Source organism: Mesorhizobium sp. ISC25 (genome assembly GCF_042295465.1).
GTDB lineage: Bacteria > Pseudomonadota > Alphaproteobacteria > Rhizobiales > Rhizobiaceae > Mesorhizobium.
In genome coordinates this window covers 5,053,174-5,075,339 of record NZ_CP135441.1, presented here as the reverse complement: position 1 = coordinate 5,075,339, position 22,166 = coordinate 5,053,174, and the positions used below count along the sequence as shown (strand labels likewise).

The following is a 22,166-nucleotide window of genomic DNA, read 5'->3' as shown; positions in this document are numbered from 1 at the left end:
GCCGACGCGACCATATCGAGAAAGGATTGGAGAGACCAAGTCTTGCAATGCTGGCGCGCAGCGGTCAGATCGCGCTGGAACGCTGGATTGCGGCGTAAGAACTCCCAAGCCCACTCCCGCAGCGTCAGGCCAGCGGTGTAGTCGTATGATCTTTCATCCCGCCAATCGGCCTGATCCGCGCCAGTCAGGAGATTCATGACTGACATCCCCTGCCCGCGCCTGCGTGAGTCGAAACATTATGCCACTTCGCAAAGCATCGGCGAAGGCAGCAGACGTCGAAGACCCCGTTTCGTTGAAGCGTCAGCCATCGCCACTGTCGGCGACAGAAGATGTGCCCAAATTGCCACCAGACCGTCGAACTGGCACAGCGACGGCCAGCGCGACCTGGAATTGATCCCGTAACGGTCATCGGCTCCTGCGTCGCGATCCAGACGTCCCTTGAAGGCGCAGTAGCGCGGCAGTGGATCGCACGCTGCTTGTCGGCAAGTTGTCGTAGCGGCGGCGCCATAGGCACGGTCATCGGAGGGTCTCCTGCGGCAAGTTTTCGCCATTGGAGGCCAATCTCCCCGCTAGGGCAGCCTGTGCAGTTGCACAGGTGAAGCGGATCAATCAGGGGGAGCCATGGCGGAAACTGGATGATGGCGGCTTGAGGAGAGCGGCGTATCGAGGCGGGTGATGAAGCCTGCCAGTACCTCTCAAGGAGAGTGATACGCCATGAACGAGACTATCAACACATTGTTCGCCTTCGTCAGCCCGACGAAATCGATGATACCCTGACGGATGTACTTCGCAGCGGCGCGCGCAAATTGCTTGCACATGCGATCGAGATGGAGGCCGAGGCGTATGCCAAGGCGGTCGACTGCCTGACGAAAGATCATATTGCGTCGCTGGCGCTCTACGATTTCCCCGCCCAACACTGGGATCATCTGCGAACGTCCAATCCCATCGAAAGCGTCTTTGCAACCGTTCGCTATCGCACGGTGCGTACCAAGGGCTCGCTATCCTCGAAAACCGCCCAGCTGATGGTCTTCAAGCTGTTGGCCGCGGCCAGGAAGTGGCGACGATTGAAAGGACAAAATCAGTTGCCGAAACTCATCGCAGGTGCCGGTTCCTGGACGGAATCCAGGTCATCGAAACGAAGCCGCAGAGCGCCGCTTGATCAGCCTCGTCACCCAAATTCCAGCATAGCTCCATCGGAACTGCCAGCCTTCCTTGCCGATCAGGCGCATATCAGCGCTGACGATACCGAGGACGGCGATGGCGGTCACCTCCAGGCCGCCGAGTAACGACCCTCAAAACACCGCACTGGTCGAGGCCAGCCTGAACCGGTATCTTGTGCCTGCCCTCGGGAGTCGCTCTATCCACCATGTGATCGACACCGACATTGCTAACATCACCAAGAAGATCGTCGCCGGGGGTCACCCGCAAGCGGCTAACACGGCCTTCTGGTGTATGCGGGCATTTTTCAACTGGTGTCGCAAACCGCCGCAACGGCTCATCCGCGGTTTCCCCGCGAGGGATTGGAAAATCCGGATCCGGCCCCGATCGTCAAGCGCAAGCGAGTGGTGAACGATGCCGAACTGGCGGCTATATGAACGGGCTGTGAGCCCGAACCGGGCGATATCGGCTATTCGTTCGGCTCCATCGTCAAGCTGCTCATTCTGACCGGACAGAGGCGTACGGAAGTTGCCGCGATGCGTTGGTCCTCAACCTTGAAGCCGGAACATGGAACTATCGGGTGACCGCACGAAGAACGAAGAGCCTACGCTTATTCCGCTGTCCACACTGGCGGTGTCGGTCCCCCAGACGGTACCGAAGACCAATGACACGTTTTTTTCCCTGCGAGGGGCAACGAAAGAAGCCACTTCTCAGGCTACGCGAAGGGCAAGAAGGCTCTAGACGGCAAGGTCAATACTGACGGGGTGGCTTTGGAGAACTGGACCCTTCACGATCTGCGCAGGACGCTCGCGACAAATCTCGGCAGGCGGCAGGTATTGCCACACGTCATCGAGCACATACTGAATCACAAGGCGGCGTCCTTGACAGACATTGGCGAAATCTACAATCTCTATAGCAACGTCAAGGAGAAGCGCGAGGTGTTGCAGATGTGGTCAAATCACATCGAATGGCTGATCAAGCAGGCTGCGGATGACGCTCTGGCGGCGTAGCTGCTGGCATGGGCGGAAGATGCGGCGCAACAATCGTCAGAGCCTCATCGAATTGGAGATCATGCTTGACCAGCAAATGCGCGGCCAATGCTTCGATGGCCGACCAGTGATCGAGTACTAGCCGGGCCGTGCAATCTTCGATCCGCCCCCAATCGGGGCGGCGCGGCATCAGGAACCGCAACTCACCATAGATTCGCTTGGCATCCGCGTAGTCGCTGCTCCCCTCATTCCCATCGGACGCATTCATCGCCATATCGCGCGGGTCCAGATAGCCTTCGAATGCGGATTCTGCAAAAGGACCTGCCAGACACGCAACTATCTCCCGGATCGCATCATCGCGTTCCAAACATCGATCCATATCGTCCTCGAAAATCGGCTTTCGCTTCGAGGTGAATCCTTGCGCTGAATAAAAACCCGCGCCTTCGACAACACCACCGCACTCTCCGTCACCGACGTCGGGGTAAATACTAACACTTGAGAAAGCAGGGAGTTCACGGTCGTCGTCGAACGTCTGACGGTGCAAAACGATGGCGGCCACCGCGTGCCCGGCTTCGTGATGCACCACAAGCGGCAGATATTGGGAGGCTACATTCATGCGGTGCGGCTCTCAGGTCTAGTTTGCTTTTGCGCATAGGACCGCAATTGTCGTGCCAACTGGGAAAATCGTTTCGGGCAATGCGATCGCTCCGATAGCGTTGCGTCTCCTGTCTGACATTGTTGGGAAGTCGACACGCGCCCGTCGCAATGCGGTCGACCTTCCGCGCGAGTTGGGTGACCCGTGAAGGCGGCCGACCAGGACGATGTTGCGCTGATCGGCGACGAAGGCGCGGCCGGGCGAGATCGCGCATCAGGGGGTGACCGGCGTGTCGGCGAAGTGGAAGTCGTCGATGTCCTTGGCCAGCGGCAACTTGGCGACAGCGAACTGGTATTTGATGGAGCGGGCCTGCTTCTCCGATATCTCGGCCTGCAAGAGATCACCGACAATCCTGGGCGGCTCGTGCCGTCGCTTGATGGCGACGCGCCCATGATCTCGTCATAGGCTCTGCGCATTCCGTAGAGCTTCAGCGCTCCCATCAGTTCCAGTACCTCGGTGCGTTCCATGGCTGTTTGTCCTCCTGAGACTGTCATAGCGGGTGCAGTCGGCGACCGCTCGTGAGCTAGCTTCAGCGCTTGGGGAATGGAAAGGATCGTGCCCGGCGCCGGATCGCGGCTGCGGGCCAGGATGTTGAGGATCACCGGCGCCGACGATGCACCGTGCTCGATGGCTTCCTGACAGGCGGCCTCGACCGCGCTCAATCCGTCGGTCAGCACCCAGGTGAGGATCAACACCATCTGCCGGTCGGCGTCATCAACCGCCTTGAGCTGCGCCGCACCTTCTCCATTGCCGACCGCACGACCCAGCCAAGGAACGGCGCGCGCCGTGTGCCAGGGATCGTAGACGACCTCGTTGCGGCCAAAGGAGCGAACGTGTTCTCCCACGACCACGCCATCCTCTGGCGGATGCGATCCGATCGACATAAGCATGGATCTCGATGGGCCGACCGACGGCACTCGACAGCACCGAGTATTTGTTGTTGTCGAAGCGCACCGTGCAGGTCTTCGACAGCGACGGGGGAATGCAATGGAAGCCGTCGAAGCGACCGGCAGCCGCTCCCGCTGCGGCTTGGCCGCATTCGCCGACAGCAGCCGGTCCCGCGTCTCACGCCGAGCTCCCATGCGGGGATAGGGCTGGTGCTTGCGCTCGTAGCGGAACTGCGTCTCCTCAGAACGCAGGACCTTGCGCACCACCTTGCGCGACATCTTCAGCTCACGGCAGATCGCTTTGATCGACTTCCCCTGGACCAGCGACAGCCGACGTATCTTTGCAATCGTCTCTAAAACCAACATCCAAAACACAAATGCCTCCGATCAAGCCGGAGGCATCTTGATGACCCCATCGTTAAGGGGTCCCGTTTGGACGAAAATCGCCCTTTAAACAGGGTCCCCATTCCACGAAAAATCAATGCACTACCTTCCAAAGCTGCGAGAGATCGCCACCGACCGCTTTGAAGGGGCTTTCGGCGGTCTCGTCAGCGAGGTTGTTGCATGAAGAAACATCAATCCACAGCATTGGGCCGAAGCATGCCACGGGCTCATGCCGCGGGAGAGCGGGAAGATATCCTTGAAAGAAGCGGTCTCCGACATCAATACCGAGAGGATGGGCAGCTTTCTCACATCACTTGAGGTCGAGCGTGGCAGTTGCGACCCGCAATGCAAGGCTGGCGGCGATGCATGCCTTTGCGCGGTTCCTGATTTCGGAGCACCCCGAATATATGGATACGCTGCAACTGGTGGTGACACTTCCCTTCAAGAGGGCGCGTGGGTGGCACCTGTCGAATATCTCGATGAGCCCGGAAATCAAGAGCGTCCTGGCGCGTATCGACCGCCGCACGCCTTCTGGACAGCGGGATTACGCTCTGTTTTCGCTGATGTTCAATACGGATGCCCGAGTTCAGGGATCCTGAATCTTCGATTGTGACCTTCGTCTGGTATCGCCCTGTCCCGCCGAGCAAAGCAACGACCGCCCCACACTGCTCACCCGGTTCGGTGTTCGATACTTGCTGCGCACACATGGCTGCGGGCGAAGGAACCACCCTGGCGGAAAAAAGCATCCATCATCGCCCTTTGCGGGACACGACGGCATCCACCTCGTCAAGGCGGGTGTTGACATCGCCACCATCAGTCGATGGCCAGGCCACTCGGGCTGAACTAACGATGCGCTACGCCCAGGCCGGTATCGATATGAAGCGGCAAGCGCTCGAACAAGTCTTCCCCGACGTGATGTCATCGGCAAAAGATCAGACGATCATCGCTTTGATGGCTGGATGTTTGGCTGGCTGCACCGCTTGTAGACGCTCAGTTATGTGGAGTTGTATCGCGGGAAGTCGCGCGTCTTGGGCTTTTGCGGTGTCAGCTCCACATCTCTCCGCAGTGCACGTTGTCACTGTTGAAGAGCCGTTTGTTCAATCTTCGTCCTGCCGGCAAGGGTTGTCGATATTGTGGGCGTCTTGCGCTTGCCGAGCTTGTCCGAAATCCAGCGCCGGATCAGGCGTGAACACTGTTGCGTAGTTCGTCAGCCAGAGCGCGGAGAACGTCGGCGCTTCCTTCCAGCGCCGTAAAAGCGTAGGGATTGAGGAACTGTCGGCCCCAGAACAGATTGCGATCTGTGCCGGATAGCGTAGCTTCCTCGCTGACACGCGGCCAATTCTCCGCAATGCATCGGAGCTGGCCTTCAACAATCGCAAGAGCTTCCGGCGCGCTGAGCAGGAAGTGATGCGCCGCTTCAAGGCAGGACGCTATCCGGCTCATGCGGTTATTGCCGCTGATGAGCATGGCCTGGCTGGCCTCCTGGCCACTGCGGGCCTGCGGACAAATATCGTACGCAGGCGTGAGGGTGAGCTTAGCGCCGTCCCAGAATGCCGCATGGTTGCGGGCATGATCGTCGGTGTTGCCGCAAAGTATGTTGAAGACAATGCGGCTGAACAACTCGCGCAGAGTTTCCGACGGCGCGGTGAATCGGTGGCGAATGATCTCCGCCAAATCCTGGTAGCTGGCGTAACGCGCCATCATCTCATCGAGCGCGAGCATCGTCAGCGCTGAGACCATGGATTTGCGTTGCCAGCCGCCCGTGACCTTGATCCGGTCGAATCGCTCGACGAGCAACACGTCGTTGCCTGCGGCGCGAACGAGCGAGACGGATGCCGCTCTGATGCCGCACAAGGCGGCAAGCCGCATGGCTATGAATTCTCCTTTGACGACGCTGTAAAGGTCGGCAGACGAGGAAAATTTCGCGACATGCTTGACGGCGTCATCCTCGATCAGCGCCTTTGGCCTTGCGCCGCCGATCGAGCTGCCGTGATGCAGCGCCTGATCTAATTCGGGGGTGAGCGGAATACCTTTCTCTACCCGCTCCGCCGATTGGACAAGCTCTTCGAGAGTGGCATTGGCCAGTGCGCGCGGCTCGTAATGCGTGGGCGAAAACTGAAAATCGAGCGCGCCGATGCGGTCCGAGCCTGATTCCAGCAAGAACGTCAGTTCTGAAATATCGAGCCGCGCGATTTCATCGCCCTTCACACCGAATTTGCGGTTTAGGATAACCCGTCGTCCCCAGGCATCAGGGGCAGCATCGCGGATGCATCCCGGCATGGTTAGGCCAGGAAGCAAAGGCAATTCGCCTGCCTTCAGGGGCAGTTCCGGGAGATAAAGCGGGATCGCGCTGCCCAGTTCACGAAAGCTCCTGCCATAGTTGAAGCTGACGAGTCCGTCATGGGCATATAGCCGCCCGGCGACAACCGGCGCGGTCTCGCCCGGCAGCCAGACCCAGACATAGGCTTCGTCGTACTTGGGGACCTTAGAACTCATCGACGATCTGCTTGCCGGCCTTGTAGACGTGCTTCGGCAGCAGCGCGATGCGATCGTCCATGCGGCCTGTGAGGGCTGTGATGCCATTGCCGTCGGCATCGAACAGCTTCACACCGACAATGGCAGCAGCTTCGAACATCAGTCCGATTTCGACTTTGGGATCGCCCTTCTCGATGCGCTGCAGGGTGCTGCGTGAAACACCGATTCTCTCGGCTAACTCCTGTGCGGTTAACCGGTGCTGCATCCGGCCAAGCCGGATGGTCTTACCGAAAAGGCCAAGCGCTTCCATCGCGTAGCGCGAATAGGTGCGTTTATACGTTGCCTTCATTCGGGTCTCTGTGACCTATGCATGATCCATATCGCCTTCTTTCGACCTTTATATAGGTAATGTCACAGAGCGACTCCCAAAGTCAAGACTCCGTATCGCAAGCGTTACCCATCCGAACGAGGAAGGCGGATATTGCCTACGGCTCCTGCACAACCGGCCAGCTCTGCGCGTCTCGGGCGAGGCGGAGATCTGGCGCTGGATCGCGGACAGCCTTGAGACGCCTCGCATGAGTCATTCATGGGCGGTCCCTGGTGCGAGGCCGCGGCGCTCGACTGCTGGCCGACATTCTCGGTGGCGGGACCCGCAGCCGGCTACACCAGCACTTTTCGACCGCATACGCGCCCAGCTTCTCTCCGAAATCATTGCCAATGAGCGCGAACCTCATGCGATCGCCGAGCTGGCCTGGCGGCGCGGAATCTACGGCACGCATCCGTATTCGAGACCGCCCAAGGGAGCCTGACTAGCGTAACGCCCTCCGATCTAAGCGCCTTCCACAAAGCCGCTTTCGCAAGCGACGGGCTGCATGTGGCGGTCGTAGGCGACATAGATGCCAAGCCCTGAGAGTAAGGCTCTACCAGCTGTTCGGCGATTTGCCTCAGAAACTGGCGCTTGCCGGCGCGAACCAGTGGTATCGCGAGGGCGAGCACGCCGAGCGCTTTTCCTCCGCCCTCCACTGACCACAGACCCGCACGCAACGAAGCCGCGCTCGATCTTATCGTGGCGTGGTTAGGTGCAATGTTTGCTCTCGCCCATCAGGCCTGCTTTCCCGATGGCGTGGTCAACCTGATCTATGCGTCCGAAGGTGATCGCGTGGGCCGTGAACTCTGCACCAATTCCAAGATTCGAAAGATCAGCTTTACCGGTTCGAACGAGGTCGGACGGCTGCTGATGCGTCAGTGCTCTGACCAGATCAAGAAGGTCAGCCTTGAACCCGGCGGCAATGCACCTTTCATCATCTTCGATGATGCCGACATTGACGGTGCTGTTGACGGTGCGGTCCAGGCGAAGTTCCGCAATGCCGGCCAGACCTGCGTTTCCGCGAACCGCATTTACGTCCAATCGAGCGTTCACGATGAGTCCGCCGAGAAATTTGTGAAGAAGGTCCGGCACTTATCAGTGGTCCGACGTCTACTCCCGGAGCGAAGCCGTCGCCAACCCAAGATCGAGTCCCACATCGCAGATGATAATTCGATGCGGGGCCGAACGATAAATATGCATGCTTTGGCCACCCCGAGGCAGGGCTCATTGAGATGATCCGACCGCCTTGGAACAAAGATGGGGTAGAGCAGATGAAGCGTTGGCAGCGTGTCTCCATTCGACGCGAGCGCTGAGGATGGGATCACGATCATTCGCATCACGCGCAGCCGCAAGGGCGACGCCATGGCTACTTTGGAATCGTTGAAGTGGTTTGAGCCGGACAGTCACAAATACACCCGTTACGCCGCGGCTCAGGAAACGTGGCGGCGTCCGGCGGTGGAGGTGCTCGCTGACTTAAAAAGGTGCGGGCAGTCGTTGCGCTTGAGAGCGACGACATTTGGGATCCGGCACGGGGTGACCTGCTGCCAATCGGCAGTTAACAGGGTCCGACAAAAGTGTGCACAACATGCTGCTGAAGTGGCCTCCGGAAGCGCTACCGGAAGTTACGCGTCTTGAACTTGATAGGGTCGATATGGTCATACTGCATCGACGATGTCGCGCCCTTCGGCATGCCGCGCGGATCGATGCCCGATCCGCCGTGATGAGCCTCGTCCCTCGGCCGTGCGGCAACGGAAACGGCGTCTTGCGGTTTCCCACGCTGGCCAGCCCGGCCGACAGATCGGTCAGCTCGTGGGTGAAGAGGTGCACCACCTCCTCTTCCCCCGGACGCGTCCGCGGACGCCGAGCATGGCCGAAGCAAGAAGCACGCGCCGGAATTTCTCGAGAGATCTTGACCCAGACGACGACGTTTGCCGCACCCCGTCTCATCCTCCAGAGGAACATGAAGCCTTTGGCCGAGCCCGGCCGCTGCCGGACCAGCACCAGGCCGGCGGCCTCGAGCCAGCTTCTGCCTCGCGCCTGCATAGCATCCTGACAAGTCACGGTGCGGCGCCGGTTAGGCGGCACGCCGATTTTGGCAACGCTAGCCTGTGAACTGAAGAATGAAGGTCGGACTTGCGGCACATCGATTACGTTCAAATGATAAGTTGCTGGCCGGCGAGGTCGTTTCAGCGCATCTCGACTGGTGGGTCGGCAAGACAATGCGGAACGGAAATGATCGCAGGCGTAAAGGACGGCTTTCGGGGCCGGAAGCTTCGGACCTGGAACCGGACCCCAGTTTTGCGCAAGCATCGTGGCCTCCGTCCGGTCAGGCATTCACCGGCTCGCGAAATGCCGATTGATTCTGCTTAACCGGGCATACCTAAACGGCCACTTGCGTTCCGATCTCGACCACACGTCCGGTCGGGATCTGGAAATACTCCGTCGCGTCGGCGGCCGTGCGCGCCAAGCCGATGAACAGCTTGTCCTGCCACACCGGCATGCCGGAGTTGGGTGACGCCTTGAGCGAGCGACGCGACAGGAAGAAGGACGTCGTCATGATGTCGAACTTCCAACCCTGTTTGCGGCAGATCGCCAGCGCACGCGGGATGTTAGGCTGTTCCATGTAGCCGAAGGTCAGTGTCACCCGCATGAACAGCTCATTGATCGTTTCCATCTTGATCCGCTCGCTGTCGGGCACCACGGGCTGCTGCGCCGTCACCACAGAGAGGATGACGTTCTGTTCGTGCAGCGCCTTGTAGTGCTTCAGGCTGTGCATCAATGCGGTCGGCGCACTGGCGGGATCGCTGGTCAGGAACACGGCCGTACCGGACACCAGCTGCGGTTTCTTCTTCAACAGATTGCCCGCAAGGAAATCGAGCGGAATCTCGTTCCTGCGCGTCTTGTCAAATAGATACCTGCTGCCTCTTATCCAAGTCCACATGGTCATCACGATCACTGCGGCAATGGCAAGCGAGGCCCAGCCGCCTTCGAATACCTTGACGACGTTAGCTGCAAAGAAGCCGGTATCGATGAAGACGAACACCGCCATTAAGGCTATCGCGACGCCGAGCGGCCATTTCCAGATGCGCGTCATCACAACAAAAAGCAGTATGTTCGTCACCAGCATATTGCCGGTCACCGAAATACCGTAGGCCGAGGCCAGCCGGCTGGATTCGCCGAAGCCGACCACCAGCAGCATCACCACCAGCGCCAGCATCAGGTTGATGCGCGGCAGATAGATCTGGCCCGACTGTTTTTCCGACGTGTGCTGGATGACGAAACGCGGCAGCATGTTGAGCTGTACCGCTTGCCTGGTCAGCGAAAAGGCGCCGGAGATCACCGCCTGGCAGGCGATCACGGTCGCCGCCGTGGCAAGCACGACCATCGGAATAAGCGTCCAGCCCTGGTTCATCTCGAAGAACGGATGACCGACAACGCCGCCATTTGCCAGCACGAAGGCGCCTTGCCCGACATAATTGAGCAACAGACAAGGGAACACGATCGCCAGCCAGGCGAGCACGATCGGCTTGCGGCCGAAATGGCCGAGGTCGGCGTAGAGCGCCTCGGCTCCGGTGACGGCGAGGAAGACTGCACCAACCGTAACGAAGGCGACGTCAGGCGAGTTGACCAGGAACGACACGATGTAATGCGGGCTGATTGCCAGCAGGATTTCCGGGTCGTCCATGATGTGGTTGAGCCCGGAAAGGCCGATGGCCAGGAACCACAGCGCGGTAACGGGTCCGAACACCAATCCTACGCCGCCGGTGCCAAACCGCTGTACCGCAAACACGATCGCCAGGATGGCCAGTGTCAGCGGCACCACATAGGGCTGGAACGTCGGCGTGACGACATTCATACCTTCGACCGCCGACAGTACCGAGATTGCCGGCGTAATGACGGCGTCGCCAAAAAAAAGCGCCGCGCCGACGATGCCGATGCCGATGCCGATGCCGAGGATCACCGCAGAGCAGGTCGGGAAACTGTTGCGCGCCAGCGCCATAAGCGACAGCACTCCGCCCTCGCCTCGATTGTCGGCGCGGAGCACGAACATGATGTATTTGATCGTCACGGTGATCGTCAGGGACCAGATGATCAGCGAGAGTACGCCGAGGATGTCGCCACGGCTGGCGACGTTGCCACCCGCTGATGCATGCAACGCCTCGCGAAATGCATAGATCGGGCTGGTGCCTATATCGCCATAAACGACACCTAGTGCGCCCAACATCAGCGCCTTGGTGCTGTGCTGCTCGACCTCAGAATGGCTCGATTGTTCGACAGGTTCTGCCTCGTTACCAGCATTGGTAAGGGCCATGGACGACACTCCGATAAGCGCGCGGTGCTCTACGCTTGCTGCACTGCAATATCAAGTTCCGTCACGTAATGTCTGCCGTCTCGCCTGTCGTTGCTCGCCTTGGTAGACTCGCCAGCCCGCAGCCCTACCGAGCAGCAATAGCGCCCCGGCAGAACCCTCAATCGCCCAGATCAATGAATGGTTATCGCCCACAGTGCCCCCCCCCCCCGCGATGCGGCCGATGGCGACCAGGGTGTCGTGGGCGCACAAGGATGGCGCTTTCCTGATGACGCCGTGCTCCAGGTGTGATCGCACCGTTGCTGCGCAAGCCATTTACTTGCTCGTCCCAGCGAGGACCGTGGCCAACTGGAACGCAGGGCCACGCCGCTCACCGGCCGCACTTTGCGGCGCAGATAACGATTCGATTTCCGCGGCGAGATTCTGGTTGAAGAAGCCACCAAGCTTGTCGAAGGACACACGGTCGCAATATCGACATGCCAGTATCCGCAACCCAGAAAAGCTCCTTGGCTCCGCTGCGCGCGCCACGAACAACCCGATCTTCTCTGCGAAGAGGACGCCGTAATCCTTCAGGTTGAAGCCAAACCGGGGGGCGGCCGTGACGTATGGGCGAAGGGCTAGGAGGCGGGTTCGGTGAGGAACGGCATTGATGTCCACGCCGTCTCCTGGAAAGACAGAGGAATGCGGTGTCACCGACTGGCGCCGGAGGTTGATCCGGTGATTAGGAGGAGCACTCGTTGTCGGATTCTTGACGATGTCGGACATCTGACACAACGCTGCCAGAGCGATCGCGTTGTTCCGAAACGATTTTCCCAGTTGGCACGACAATTGCGGTCCTATGCGCAAAAGCACTGCGATGCCGCACCGACTGGAAGAACTCATCAATGATCACGCTTTTCGAACATGTGGGCGCCGCTACCAACACTAAGCGTTCCCGATCAAACGGAAGCCTCTATCCCTTCTTTCTGAAGGCTGTCCGGACATGAACGCATTTGATGTCCGTCCAACGCTGGATGCTCCCGACGACGATCTCTATCTTTGGCTTGAAGATGTGGAAGGCGAGCGGGCACTTGCCTGGGCCGCCGGCCAGTCGGCAAAGACCCTGAAGCACTTCAGTGGAACGCAGTTCGAGCGCGACCGCGCGACTCTGAAGGCAGGCCTGTTCCCTAAGCGGCGTCGCATCTCCCCCGGCCGAGTCGCATGGCTTGAATCCGATATCAGGGCTTGGATGGAAACTAGACCTGAGAGCCGCACCGCATGAATGTAGCCTCCCAATATCTGCCGCTTGTGGCGCATCACGAAGCCGGGCCCGCGGTGGCCGCCATCGTTTTGCACCGTCAGATGTTCGACGACGACCGTGAACTCCCTGCTTTCTCAAGTGTTAGTATTTACCCCGACGCCGGTGACGGAGAGTGCGGTGGTTTTGTCGAAGGCACGGTTTTCTATTCAGCGCAAGGATTCACCTCGGAGCGAAAGCCGATTTTCGAGAACGATATGGATCGACATTTCCAACGCGATGAAGCGATCCGGGAGATAGTTGCGTGTCTGGCAGGTCCTTTTGCAGAATCCGCATTCGAAGGCTATCTGGACCCGCGCGATATGGCGATGAATGCGTCCGATGGGAATGAGGGGAGCAGCGACTACGCGGATGCCAAGCGAATCTATGGTGAGTTGCGGTTCCTGATGCCGCGCCGCCCCGATTGGGGGCGGATCGAAGATCGCACGGCCCGGCTAGTACTCGATCACTGGTCGGCCATCGAAGCATTGGCCGCGCATTTGCTGGTCAAGCATGATCTCCAATTCGATGAGGCTCTGACGATTGTTGCGCCGCATCTTCCGCCCATGCCAGCAGCTACGCCGCCAGAGCGTCATCCGCAGCCTGCTTGATCAGCCATTCGATGTGATTTGACCACATCTGCAACACCTCGCGCTTCTCCTTGACGTTGCTATAGAGATCGTAGATTTCGCCAATGTCTCCGGTGCGGGCTCACAGCCCGTCCATATAGCCGCCAGTCTGCTGCCTTCGAGTGGCCCATGTTGGCCGCGGCCAGGAAGTGGCGACGATTGAAAGGACAAAATCAGTTGCCGAAACTCATCGCAGGTGACGGTCTGGTGGCAATTTGGGCACATCTTGTGTCTCGTCGCCAGTAAACACGGATGCCCGGCAGGAGCTGAGCTCGCTGCCGGCGGAAATCGTAGAGCGCCAGCGACGCATTCTGATCTTTCGTCAGGCAGTCGACCGCCTTGGCATACGCCTCGGCCTCCATCTCGATCGACCTGAACCGGTATCTTGTGCGCCATCCGGACGATCTGGGAAAGCTTGGCCGGGCCGGCGCCTTCCCAGGCGCACGGGAAGCGCGACGACCCATGTGGACCTTGGATTTCACTCCGCACTTACGCTGCTTTGGCCTTGTCAGCAGCCTGAGCATAAAGCGTGCTCAGCTTTCAGGCCGAGCACTCTTCCAGTGTTGACAGCATCTGTCGTCATTCAGGATCGCCCCATTTTCGCATGCCGCTTGCAGCTTTCAGGCTGTTGTCAGCCAGGGCCGCCATAAAGGGTCTCGTTAAACAATTCAGGAGGCCGTTCCAATGATCAATCAGTTTGCGAGACTTTTTCGAGGACCAGGTATGCAGGCTTGTTTCGGGACAAAGAACTTTCTGGCGGCAACCACCGCGATGACGACGGTATTCCTGCCGGCTGTGTCTCTCGGGGTGGGTCTGGTAGCATTTCCAACTGGAGAAGCGTTGGCCGACGACCCGATTTCGATCCCGCTGGAGTATGTCGGGGAAGGCCATGACCGCCTGGGCATCTGGGCCAAGATCAACAATGGCAACGCGCAGCGATACGTATTCGACACGGGCTCGGACCAGCTCAACACGCAGATCGGGTCAGAGGTGACCGGGGTCCGCCCGATTGCCGACACGCCTTACGTATATACGTACGGGGACGGAACGTATGGTAATAAGCTTCAGAACGTGGAAATTGATAAATTTACATATGTCGATCCAGATCAAAAGATAACAATCGACGGGCCGTCTGTAAGCGATAAGAAATACCGGGCTGCTCGCATTCTCGATTTTGTCTATACCCATGCGTATTGCAAGGACAACAATCTTAAGTGCACGCCGGGATCCGTGACGGATGGACTTAAAGATATGTATGGTCAGGATCTCCAAGAACCTTATCACGCCGATAAGGAGCAGCGGGCGAAAATGACCGCTGGCAAGATGGCAGACGAAGGCGGCGATTTCGCAGGTACATTCGGGGCCGGCGATTTTCTTGGCAAGACAAGTGTCTGGGGCATGATGGGCAGTGTCACCAGGTCTGGCTACGTGGTCTCCGCCAATGTGAATCCGGATTCCGAGAGCGACCAAACGCCTGGCTGTTCCCCCTGCACGATTGTCAACCTCAATCCAAGCCTCCGGGCCCAATATACTAATGCCATGCCATGGGGAGAACCCGAGGAAAAAGATCAGGATTCTTATCAGAATTTTCCTGGCTCTGGCGCCAATGCCTCGACCGAATACGAAGGCAGCTACAATCTGCAGTACACGGTTAAGGATGGAGCCCCACCAATCACCGACCCCAACAAGACCGCGGTATTGCTCGACACCGGCACACCGGGCGGTGGCAGTCTGGAGATCAGTGATGCGATGCTGAAGCAATTTCAGGATGCGGGCGTCAAACTTAAAAATGTTCGGAGAAATGAGCAACGCGAGATCGTAAGCGCATCGGGCAATATCCCGAGCGTTACAATCGCAGGAACGGATGGCGATCCGGTAAGGCTGGACAATATCGACTTCACCTACACCAGCGGCACGACGGAACAACCCAATGACCAGACCAGTTTTGTTGCCGGTCTTGACTTCTTCAAAAACAGATCGGTCATTTTCGATCTGGAGAAGAAGTATACCGCTTATACGTCACATTTCGTCACTGCCAGCAACTTCTCTACCGATTCATCCGCACCCGAAGGGACCGGTCTGAGCAGGATAACGACGAGCATGGGGAATGAGGGCGGGTTCGGCATAGCGGGTGTCGTCTCCGGCTCCGGATCGCTGACGCTTGATACAAAGACGGTGGTCCGGATGACGAATGTCAACACCTACACCGGCGAGACGAATATTGCTCAGGATGCCTATCTCTCGCTTGCGGGGCTCGGCAACATCCAACGGTCAGCGAAAGTCGTTGCAGACGGCACGTTCGATATCTCCGAACATGGAAATGGCAGCGACTATTGGGGAATCTCCGACGCCTACAACGATGCCCGTATTCGTAGCCTGAGTGGCAGCGGAACGGTCGAGCTGGGCAAGCGTACCCTGGTGCTAACGGATTCGAACGACACGTTCGCCGGCAGCATCAACGACCTCGACGTTGATAACAATAATATGGGCGGCAAGGTATTCGTTGCCGGTGGCGTGCAAACGCTGAGCGGAAAGAACAATTTTTCCGGCATGACGACGGTCGGTTCCGGCGCGGGATTGCTGCTTGCCGATACAGGTGTGCTTTCCCATGATGCGACCACGTCCGGCTTTCTCGGGAATGACGGGCAGATCGGGGGCACGGCTATCGCAAACAGCGGCGGTGTCGTCGCAGGCGGCGGCACCTACGGTGCGGTCACCATTTCCGAGGGCGGCACGGTCGCTCCTGGCAGTGCGACCGATCCGAGCAGGATCGTCACCACACTGACTGTCACGGGCGATTTCGCGCAGCAGTCCGGATCGATCTATCAGGTCGACCTCGCAAGGTCGTCCGATCTCATCGATGTTGGCGGAGTAGCGGCGATCGACAGCGGCGCGCAGATCGAGCTGCTGCGGCAGGGAACGCTATCGGTCGATGCCCGATATACTCTGCTCTCCGCAGCAGGCGGCGTAAGCGGCACCTATGGCGGGCTGACGGGGGCTCTGGCGACAGACGCGACGCCCTTCGTCGATTTCCAGCTCGTCTACGATGCCAACAATGTCTATCTCGATATCAGCCGCACATCGACGGCGTTTGCCGATGTAGCCAGCACCTTCAATCAACGCTCGGTCGCCGCAGCGGCTCAGGCGCTTGGAAGCGGTAATCCGATCCAGGACAACATCCTGTTCCTGACGGCGCCGGAAGCCCGCAACGCTTTCGATATGCTATCAGGCGAGGTTCATGCTTCCATTCATAGCGGCCTCATCGAGGACAGTCATTCTGTACGCGATGCCGCGAGCGAACGGATCCGTGCGGCGTTCGACGGCGTCGGTGCCTCCAGCGTTCCGGTGATGACTTATGGGCTGGGTGGTCTGGAACTGGCCCCGGCAACGAGTGAGAATTTCGCCGTATGGGGCCGTGGCTTCGGCGCCTGGGGTCATCTCGACAGCGACGGCAATGCCGCCGGTCTCGATCACTCGACAGGCGGCTTTCTGGCTGGCGGTGACGCGGCTGTCGGCGAAAGCTGGCGGCTCGGCCTCATCAGCGGCTACAGCCATACCTCCTTGGAGGCGGACAATCGCGCGTCGTCGGGCTCGAGCGAGAATTACCATCTCGGTCTTTTTGCCGGCACGCAGAACGGCAATCTCGGTTTTCGTTCCGGCCTTGCCTATACCTGGCACAGCATCGAGACCGGCAGGTCCGTGGTCTTTCCAGGCTTCGCCGACAGCCTTTCGGCCGATTACGACGCCGGCACGTTCCAGGCCTTTGGCGAGCTCGGCTACCGTATCAATACGGCTTCGGCTTCCTTCGAGCCCTACGCTAATCTCGCTTATGTGAATTTTGACGCCGATGGCTTCACCGAGAATGGCGGCGCAGCCGCCTTGTCGAGCGGGATCGCTCGAGCGACACGGCGTTTACCACGCTAGGTCTGCGTGCGTCGACGGTACTGACCCTCGGCACCGTGACTGCTACCGCGCGCGGCGGTCTTGGCTGGCGCCACGCCTTCGGCGACGTCAGGCCGGATACCGCTCTTGCCTTTGCTGGCGGTTCCTCCTTCGCCATCAAGGGCGTGCCGATCGCAAAGAACGCAGCTCTGCTCGAAGCTGGGCTGGACGTAAACATCACCGAGAACGCGACGTTCGGCATCGCCTATCAGGGACAGATCGCCTCGGATGCCCAGACACACGGGTTCAGCGCCAAGCTCGGCGTCCGTTTCTAAATCACCCGCAAAAGAGATTGGTTATGAAGTCAGTGAGTGCATTTTCTTTTACCGTCGTTCTCGGCTCAGCGACGGTGATGTCTGTGTCCGCCGCGCGAACGGACGATGCCTGCTACAACAAGGCACAAAGCCTATGATGACGCAATGTTCAATCGACGACCTGAAGCCAGTCGATGGCGAGCTTGACAAGCTCTACAAGGAGATGGAGACCCGGCTCAAAGAGTCCCGGCGCATGTCCAGGAACTGGTCGAGACCGCGAGGGGCTACAACGCCACCTCGGAGAACACGCGCGACGCCTACCCCAAGGATTGGCGGCAAGCGCGGCCTGAGCATGCGAAGGGAGTCGCTTTGATAGGAGTACCCGGCTGGGTTCCGTTCAGGACGTTCCCTGAAGACTTGGTGGCGTGGCGGTGGCTTCGACGCTGGTGGTGGGCAGGTTGTCGTAGCCCGGGTGCAATAAGCTTAGTCATCTAGGTCTCCTGGGGGAAATTTCCGCCATTGGGGGCCAAGTTTCACGCTATGCCAGCCCGTAGTTGTACAGGTGAAGCCGACTGGTCAGTGGACCGCAAAACGAAAGGCGCGCCGCTTCTCTTTGGTGATGCTCGCGCCGCGCTTTCTTCGCTGACGGTATGGAGATGAAGCGCGGCATGCCCCTGTAGCAGCCGATTTCACAACCAGACTTGCGCCCGCACTGCCCCTGTTGCTGCGGCATACCAATGCGTGGCGTCAGAAAGACTTCGTCGACCATTAGCCGTCTCGCTGAGATACTACCGAGCCCGAGCTCCCCTATCCTAGACCCTCGTATCGCATATCGGACGGCCCCACATCAGCCCAAGTTGCCATGGGGACCAGCCCCATGCGTTCGCCCGAATGCAGCTTCCTGGCTTGATCGACAGCAATCCAGGGGACGGTGCAGGCCAAGATTGCGGCAGGGCTTGGGCAACCATCAGGTCGCCCAAGGGGTGCCCCACCCTTCTCCTCAGAACTCAGCTGCTTCCAGCTGGCGGATGAAACTCACAGGCGCAGCCAGCTTGGTCTCTAACCGCATCGATCGCATCATGGTGTCTGCCATGAATCCGTGTGCGTGAAGCGCTCCAGAGCGAAGATGTTGGGCGTCAACCAGGTTCACCAATGAGCTTCACTGCTCGAGTTCTGCACGGTGTCACCGCCTGGCGCCGGAGGTTGATCCGGTGATTAGGAGGAGCACTCGTTGTCGGATTCTCGACGATGTCGGACATGTGACACAACGCTTCCAGAGCGATCGCGTTGTTCCGAAACGATTTTCCCAGTTGGCACGACGGTTGCGGTCCCTATGCGCAAAAGCACTGCGATGCCGCACCGACTGGAAGAACTCATCAATGATCACGCTTTTCGAACATGTGGGCGCCGCTACCAGCACTGAGCGTTCCCGAGCCGACGGAAGCCTCTATCCCTTCTTTCTGAAGGCTGTCCGGACATGAACGCATTTGATGTCCGTCCAACGCTGGATGCTCCCGACGACGATCCCTATGTCTGGCTTGAAGATGTAGAGGGCGAGCGGGCACTTGCCTGGGCCGCCGGCCAATCGGCAAAGACCCTGAAGCACTTCGGTGGAGCGCAATTCGAGCGCGACCGCGCGGCTCTGACAGCCATTTTCGACAATCGCGACAATCTTCCCCTGATCGCGCGCCGTAGTCAGTACCTCTACAATTACTGGCGAGATGACGGTAATCCACGCGGACTGTGGCGCCGGACCACCCTTGCCGCCTACATGAAGGCGGATCCCCAATGGGAGCTACTGCTCGATCTGGATGCTCTCGCGGCTAGCGACGGAGAGGACTGGATCTGGGACGGCGCGTCCATCGAGCCGGAGAGACGGGAAAGAGCCGTTCTGCGCCTGTCGCGCGGCGGCAGCGACGCGGTCGTGCATCGCGAATTCGACCTGATCTCTCTGAGCTTTGTCGCCGACGGCTTCAACCTCCCCGAGGCCAAAGGCTACGTTAATTGGCTGGACCCTGACACGCTTCTGCTTTCCAGTGCGCTTGGTAATGGCATGGCCACCCGCTCCGGCTATGCGCGCACCGTTCGACTGTGGAAGCGTGACGCGGATCCCCTCACCACGCCGGCAATCTTCGAGGCCGGGTTCGAAAGCTTCCAAGTGTCTGGTCATTCGGACCGCACCGCCCGCAGCGAGCGCCTTTGGTTCATTGAGCAGCCGGCCTTCTTCGAGAAGATCAGCTGGATCGGCGATAGGAGCGGGCCGAGGAGGCAGATCGATCTTCCTCGCGACGCGTCGTGGCGGGTCTTCGGCGACTGGCTGGCGGTAAGGCCGCGCAAGCCCTGGACGGTGGGAGGCACCACCCATCCCGCCGACGCGCTGATCGTCATCTCGCTTTCCTCTTTCCTCGCCGGCGGACGCCGTTTTGAGACCCTGTTTCAACCAGGGGAAAGGCGCTCCCTGCAGTCATTCTTCTGGAATGACGGGAAGCTCATTATCTCTTACCTCGTCAATCTCGTATCGCGTTTCGAGATGTTCACTCCCGGCCGCCAGGAATGGACGCGCCGAGTCCTCCACACCCTGCCCGACGAAGGTACTGTCGACGTCTGGTCATTCGATGCGGCAGTTCACGAGACCAATGGAGAGGTCCTGATCTGTGCTCAGGATCCGATCACGCCGCCGCAGCTCTTGCTGTTCGATCTGAATGCCGCGCCGTCTCTCAGCGCTTCAGCAATCCTGAAGCGCAGCCCGGAGAATTTCGATGCATCCGGACTGGTGGTCACGCGCCACGAGGCAGTCTCTATCGATCATGAGCTGATCCCCTATACGCAGGTTGGTCCGGCGAACGGGAACGGAGATGCTCCGATTCACCTTTCCGCTTATGGCGGGTTCGGCGTATCACTCCTGCCCTACTACAACTCCCCGCTGGGCAAGCTGTGGCTCGAGCGCGGCGGCACGTGTGTCGAGGCGAACATCCGCGGCGGCGGCGAGTTCGGCACCCGCTGGCACGAAGCCGGGCGCAGGGAGGGCAAGCGTCTCGCCCATGACGATTTCGCCGCCGTTGCCGCCGACCTCGTGCGAAGGGGCATCACCCTGCCGAGGCGGATTGCCGCCGAGGGTGGCTCAAATGGCGGCCTGCTGATCGCAAACATGCTGACCCGCTATCCTGAGCATTTCGGGGCTCTGTTCTGCACAGCACCGCTTATCGACATGCGTCGCTACACCAAGCTCTTGGCGGGCGCGAGCTGGATCGACGAATATGGCGATCCGGACAAGGTTCACGATTGGGCTTTCCTGAAGGAAATCTCCGCCTATCACGCCGCAGCGCCGGGACAGCCCTATCCGCCTATCCTGATCGCCACCACGAAACGCGACGACCGCGTCCATCCGGGCCATGCGCGCAAGATGGCCGCAAAACTGCAGGCTCTTGGCTATCCCGCTTACTTCTACGAGGCCAGCGCAGGCGGGCACGGCTGCGGCGAGGACAATCGGGAGCAAGCCGCATTCATCAGTCTAGGCACCAATTTTCTCCGCAGCGCAATCGGCTTCAACGATCACCTTCCGGAGACGGCGGAACGCGTTGCAACGCAAGAGGGGCATTTGAGGTCCATCAACAATTCATTCGAGCAGGAGACGAAATAGTGCAGTGCATCCTTTCTGAACATCAAGGAGTGAATCTCATGGCGAGAACGCGAATGGGCGTAGCGCGGGCAACAGCAGCGGCGGTGGCCCTGATCATGGTGGGACAGCAGGCCGTCGCCGCGGAGCCTGCGCAAGCAGAGACCGTCCTGGCGGAGACGGGAGCCTCGGTCACCGAAGCGCCAATCCCTTGGCAGGTCCGCCTGCGGGCGTTGGGCGTCGTTACGAAAGATCTGGGCTACGTTGATACGCTTCCCGGCTCCGGTCTTTCGTATTCGGACACGGTGACGCCGGAACTCGATATCTCGTATTTCTTCACCGACAACATCGCCGCCGAACTCATACTCGGTACCACTTATGCCAACATCGCGGGCCAAGGGACGATCGGAGGGTTGGGCAACATCGGCAAAGTTTGGCTGCTGCCGCCGACGCTCACGTTGCAGTACCATTTTACCGATCTCGGCGCGTTCAAGCCTTATGTCGGCGCCGGCGTGAACTACACGATCTTCTACAACCAGGACACTGGCAGCGCTGATGCTCTCAAGGTGAAGAACACGTTCGGCACGGCGCTGCAGGTCGGATTCGACTACATGGTGGACCAGCACTGGGGCCTCAACTTCGACGTGAAGAAGCTTTTCCTGAAGCCGGACTTCGACGTCACGGTGGCCGGCGCGAAGCTGACGGGGAAGGCGGAGCTCGATCCCTGGCTGATAGGCGCAGGTGTCACCTACCGCTTTTGAATATCAGAGTGAAGTCTGCTTCCCGACTGCCGGTTTAAATGAAGGGCGCCTCGCGCGCCCTTTTTTACGGTCGACACTGCAGGGCGAGACCTCATGAAGCCGATTGTCGAGAGGGCGGGGCTCTCTTCCGGCGGACCAAGAAGGTGAACTGGCCAGCTGGCCCCGCGCCTGAGATGGAGTGCTCAGAAGCGCTTTGAATCGGGACGGGCTTTGGTATTGTGGGTGGAATGCTTCAGCCAGACTATTTGCCAGCATCGTCTCCTGGACGTCATGTCTGAGCTTCGTGTCAGCGCAAGGCGAACACGCGGCTCCTAGATGCCGACACGATGGCTGGTTCAGCCATGCTGCGACAGTTGCCTGTTTTTTCGGTTCCTTTGCTGTTCGCGCGCTAACCGCAACGCTCCATACTAGTCTCGCGTGCCTGTCCCCGTGGGGGCGGGCGACAGAAAGCGATTAGGCCCGCT

Annotated in this window: 14 protein-coding genes and 7 pseudogenes; 12 read left to right on the top strand and 9 right to left on the bottom strand. The window is 59.4% G+C overall.

Annotation, left to right across the window (positions count from 1 at the left end; translation table 11 throughout):
- Positions 1 to 26 precede the first annotated feature (26 nt).
- Positions 27 to 197, bottom strand: a pseudogene (locus RQ479_RS24920) (transcriptional regulator domain-containing protein); the annotation flags it as partial.
- A 642-nt stretch (positions 198 to 839) separates the two neighbouring features.
- On the opposite strand from RQ479_RS24920, the pseudogene RQ479_RS24915 reads away from it, so the two are divergent.
- From RQ479_RS24915 to RQ479_RS24905, 3 genes and pseudogenes are all read left to right on the top strand, one after another.
- A pseudogene (locus tag RQ479_RS24915) lies at positions 840 to 1,159 on the top strand (IS256 family transposase); the annotation flags it as partial.
- A 763-nt stretch (positions 1,160 to 1,922) separates the two neighbouring features.
- Positions 1,923 to 1,988: pseudogene (locus tag RQ479_RS24910) on the top strand (hypothetical protein); the annotation flags it as partial.
- A gap of 51 nt (positions 1,989 to 2,039) precedes the next feature.
- Positions 2,040 to 2,168 (top strand): hypothetical protein, encoded by a 129-nt coding sequence (locus RQ479_RS24905; RefSeq protein WP_135907184.1) that lies wholly within the window; start codon positions 2,040 to 2,042, stop codon positions 2,166 to 2,168.
- Here the strand turns inward: RQ479_RS24905 and RQ479_RS24900 are convergent.
- The 3 genes and pseudogenes from RQ479_RS24900 to RQ479_RS24890 all read right to left on the bottom strand — a co-directional run.
- A complete protein-coding gene (locus RQ479_RS24900; RefSeq protein ID WP_376702830.1) occupies positions 2,134 to 2,763 on the bottom strand; it encodes a hypothetical protein in 630 nt (209 codons plus the stop codon). The genes RQ479_RS24905 and RQ479_RS24900 overlap by 35 nt on opposite strands.
- Before the next feature lie 192 nt (positions 2,764 to 2,955).
- Positions 2,956 to 3,269, bottom strand: a pseudogene (locus RQ479_RS24895) (ATP-binding protein); the annotation flags it as partial.
- Positions 3,270 to 3,276: 7 nt separating this feature from the next.
- Positions 3,277 to 3,813: pseudogene (locus tag RQ479_RS24890) on the bottom strand (IS21 family transposase); the annotation flags it as partial.
- Between the two features lie 586 nt (positions 3,814 to 4,399).
- Here RQ479_RS24890 and RQ479_RS24885 point away from each other — a divergent pair.
- Positions 4,400 to 4,672 (top strand): hypothetical protein, encoded by a 273-nt coding sequence (locus tag RQ479_RS24885; protein ID WP_095486041.1) that lies wholly within the window; start codon positions 4,400 to 4,402, stop codon positions 4,670 to 4,672.
- 580 nt (positions 4,673 to 5,252) lie between these two features.
- On the opposite strand, the gene RQ479_RS24880 is transcribed toward RQ479_RS24885, so the two are convergent.
- Both RQ479_RS24880 and RQ479_RS24875 read right to left on the bottom strand, forming a co-directional pair.
- Positions 5,253 to 6,569: a type II toxin-antitoxin system HipA family toxin gene (locus RQ479_RS24880; RefSeq protein ID WP_128290220.1), complete on the bottom strand. Its 1,317-nt coding sequence runs from the start codon at positions 6,567 to 6,569 to the stop codon at positions 5,253 to 5,255.
- On the bottom strand, positions 6,559 to 6,897 hold the full coding sequence (locus RQ479_RS24875; protein ID WP_063169282.1) for a helix-turn-helix transcriptional regulator: 339 nt from the start codon (positions 6,895 to 6,897) through the stop codon (positions 6,559 to 6,561). Before RQ479_RS24875 ends, RQ479_RS24880 begins: the two co-directional genes overlap by 11 nt.
- 726 nt (positions 6,898 to 7,623) lie before the next feature.
- On the opposite strand from RQ479_RS24875, the pseudogene RQ479_RS24870 reads away from it, so the two are divergent.
- Positions 7,624 to 8,010: pseudogene (locus RQ479_RS24870) on the top strand (aldehyde dehydrogenase family protein); the annotation flags it as partial.
- A gap of 1,285 nt (positions 8,011 to 9,295) precedes the next feature.
- Here RQ479_RS24870 and RQ479_RS24865 read toward each other — a convergent pair.
- On the bottom strand, positions 9,296 to 11,227 hold the full coding sequence (locus tag RQ479_RS24865) for a potassium transporter Kup (RefSeq protein WP_128290238.1): 1,932 nt from the start codon (positions 11,225 to 11,227) through the stop codon (positions 9,296 to 9,298).
- A 312-nt stretch (positions 11,228 to 11,539) separates the two neighbouring features.
- Entirely contained in the window at positions 11,540 to 11,881 is a 342-nt protein-coding gene (locus RQ479_RS24860) for a hypothetical protein (protein WP_376702829.1), read from the bottom strand.
- A gap of 325 nt (positions 11,882 to 12,206) precedes the next feature.
- Between RQ479_RS24860 and RQ479_RS24855 the strand changes: the two are divergent.
- The 5 genes and pseudogenes from RQ479_RS24855 to RQ479_RS24835 all read left to right on the top strand — a co-directional run.
- Positions 12,207 to 12,407, top strand: a pseudogene (locus RQ479_RS24855) (hypothetical protein); the annotation flags it as partial.
- Positions 12,384 to 12,485, top strand: a complete 102-nt coding sequence (locus RQ479_RS24850; RefSeq protein ID WP_376706012.1) for a helix-turn-helix transcriptional regulator — start codon at positions 12,384 to 12,386, stop codon at positions 12,483 to 12,485. The pseudogene RQ479_RS24855 and the gene RQ479_RS24850, both read left to right, overlap by 24 nt.
- Positions 12,482 to 13,111, top strand: a complete 630-nt coding sequence (locus RQ479_RS24845; protein ID WP_376702828.1) for a hypothetical protein — start codon at positions 12,482 to 12,484, stop codon at positions 13,109 to 13,111. The genes RQ479_RS24850 and RQ479_RS24845 overlap by 4 nt, the downstream gene beginning before the upstream one ends.
- A 702-nt stretch (positions 13,112 to 13,813) precedes the next feature.
- Complete coding sequence (locus RQ479_RS24840) at positions 13,814 to 17,053, top strand: autotransporter domain-containing protein (protein WP_128289280.1); 3,240 nt, start codon at positions 13,814 to 13,816, stop codon at positions 17,051 to 17,053.
- A gap of 2 nt (positions 17,054 to 17,055) precedes the next feature.
- Positions 17,056 to 17,346, top strand: coding sequence for an autotransporter domain-containing protein (locus RQ479_RS24835; protein ID WP_348639530.1), 291 nt, complete (start codon positions 17,056 to 17,058; stop codon positions 17,344 to 17,346).
- A 517-nt stretch (positions 17,347 to 17,863) separates the two neighbouring features.
- Here RQ479_RS24835 and RQ479_RS24830 read toward each other — a convergent pair.
- Positions 17,864 to 18,094: a hypothetical protein gene (locus tag RQ479_RS24830; RefSeq protein ID WP_127295339.1), complete on the bottom strand. Its 231-nt coding sequence runs from the start codon at positions 18,092 to 18,094 to the stop codon at positions 17,864 to 17,866.
- 708 nt (positions 18,095 to 18,802) lie between these two features.
- Here RQ479_RS24830 and RQ479_RS24825 point away from each other — a divergent pair.
- Positions 18,803 to 20,965, top strand: a complete 2,163-nt coding sequence (locus RQ479_RS24825) for a prolyl oligopeptidase family protein (protein WP_128289278.1) — start codon at positions 18,803 to 18,805, stop codon at positions 20,963 to 20,965.
- 38 nt (positions 20,966 to 21,003) lie between these two features.
- Positions 21,004 to 21,702, top strand: a complete 699-nt coding sequence (locus RQ479_RS24820; protein WP_024505687.1) for an OmpW family protein — start codon at positions 21,004 to 21,006, stop codon at positions 21,700 to 21,702.
- Positions 21,703 to 22,166: the final 464 nt, after the last annotated feature.

Excerpts from the sequence above, each read along its gene's own strand:
- RQ479_RS24900 (WP_376702830.1), bottom strand. The coding sequence starts at position 2,763 with ATGAATGTAGCCTCCCAATATCTGCCGCTTGTGGTGCATCACGAAGCC.
- RQ479_RS24880 (WP_128290220.1), bottom strand. The coding sequence starts at position 6,569 with ATGAGTTCTAAGGTCCCCAAGTACGACGAAGCCTATGTCTGGGTCTGG.
- RQ479_RS24875 (WP_063169282.1), bottom strand. The coding sequence starts at position 6,897 with ATGAAGGCAACGTATAAACGCACCTATTCGCGCTACGCGATGGAAGCG.
- RQ479_RS24865 (WP_128290238.1), bottom strand. The coding sequence starts at position 11,227 with ATGGCCCTTACCAATGCTGGTAACGAGGCAGAACCTGTCGAACAATCG.
- RQ479_RS24845 (WP_376702828.1), top strand. The coding sequence starts at position 12,482 with ATGAATGTAGCCTCCCAATATCTGCCGCTTGTGGCGCATCACGAAGCC.
- RQ479_RS24840 (WP_128289280.1), top strand. The coding sequence starts at position 13,814 with ATGATCAATCAGTTTGCGAGACTTTTTCGAGGACCAGGTATGCAGGCT.
- RQ479_RS24830 (WP_127295339.1), bottom strand. The coding sequence starts at position 18,094 with ATGGTCGACGAAGTCTTTCTGACGCCACGCATTGGTATGCCGCAGCAA.
- RQ479_RS24825 (WP_128289278.1), top strand. The coding sequence starts at position 18,803 with ATGAACGCATTTGATGTCCGTCCAACGCTGGATGCTCCCGACGACGAT.
- RQ479_RS24820 (WP_024505687.1), top strand. The coding sequence starts at position 21,004 with ATGGCGAGAACGCGAATGGGCGTAGCGCGGGCAACAGCAGCGGCGGTG.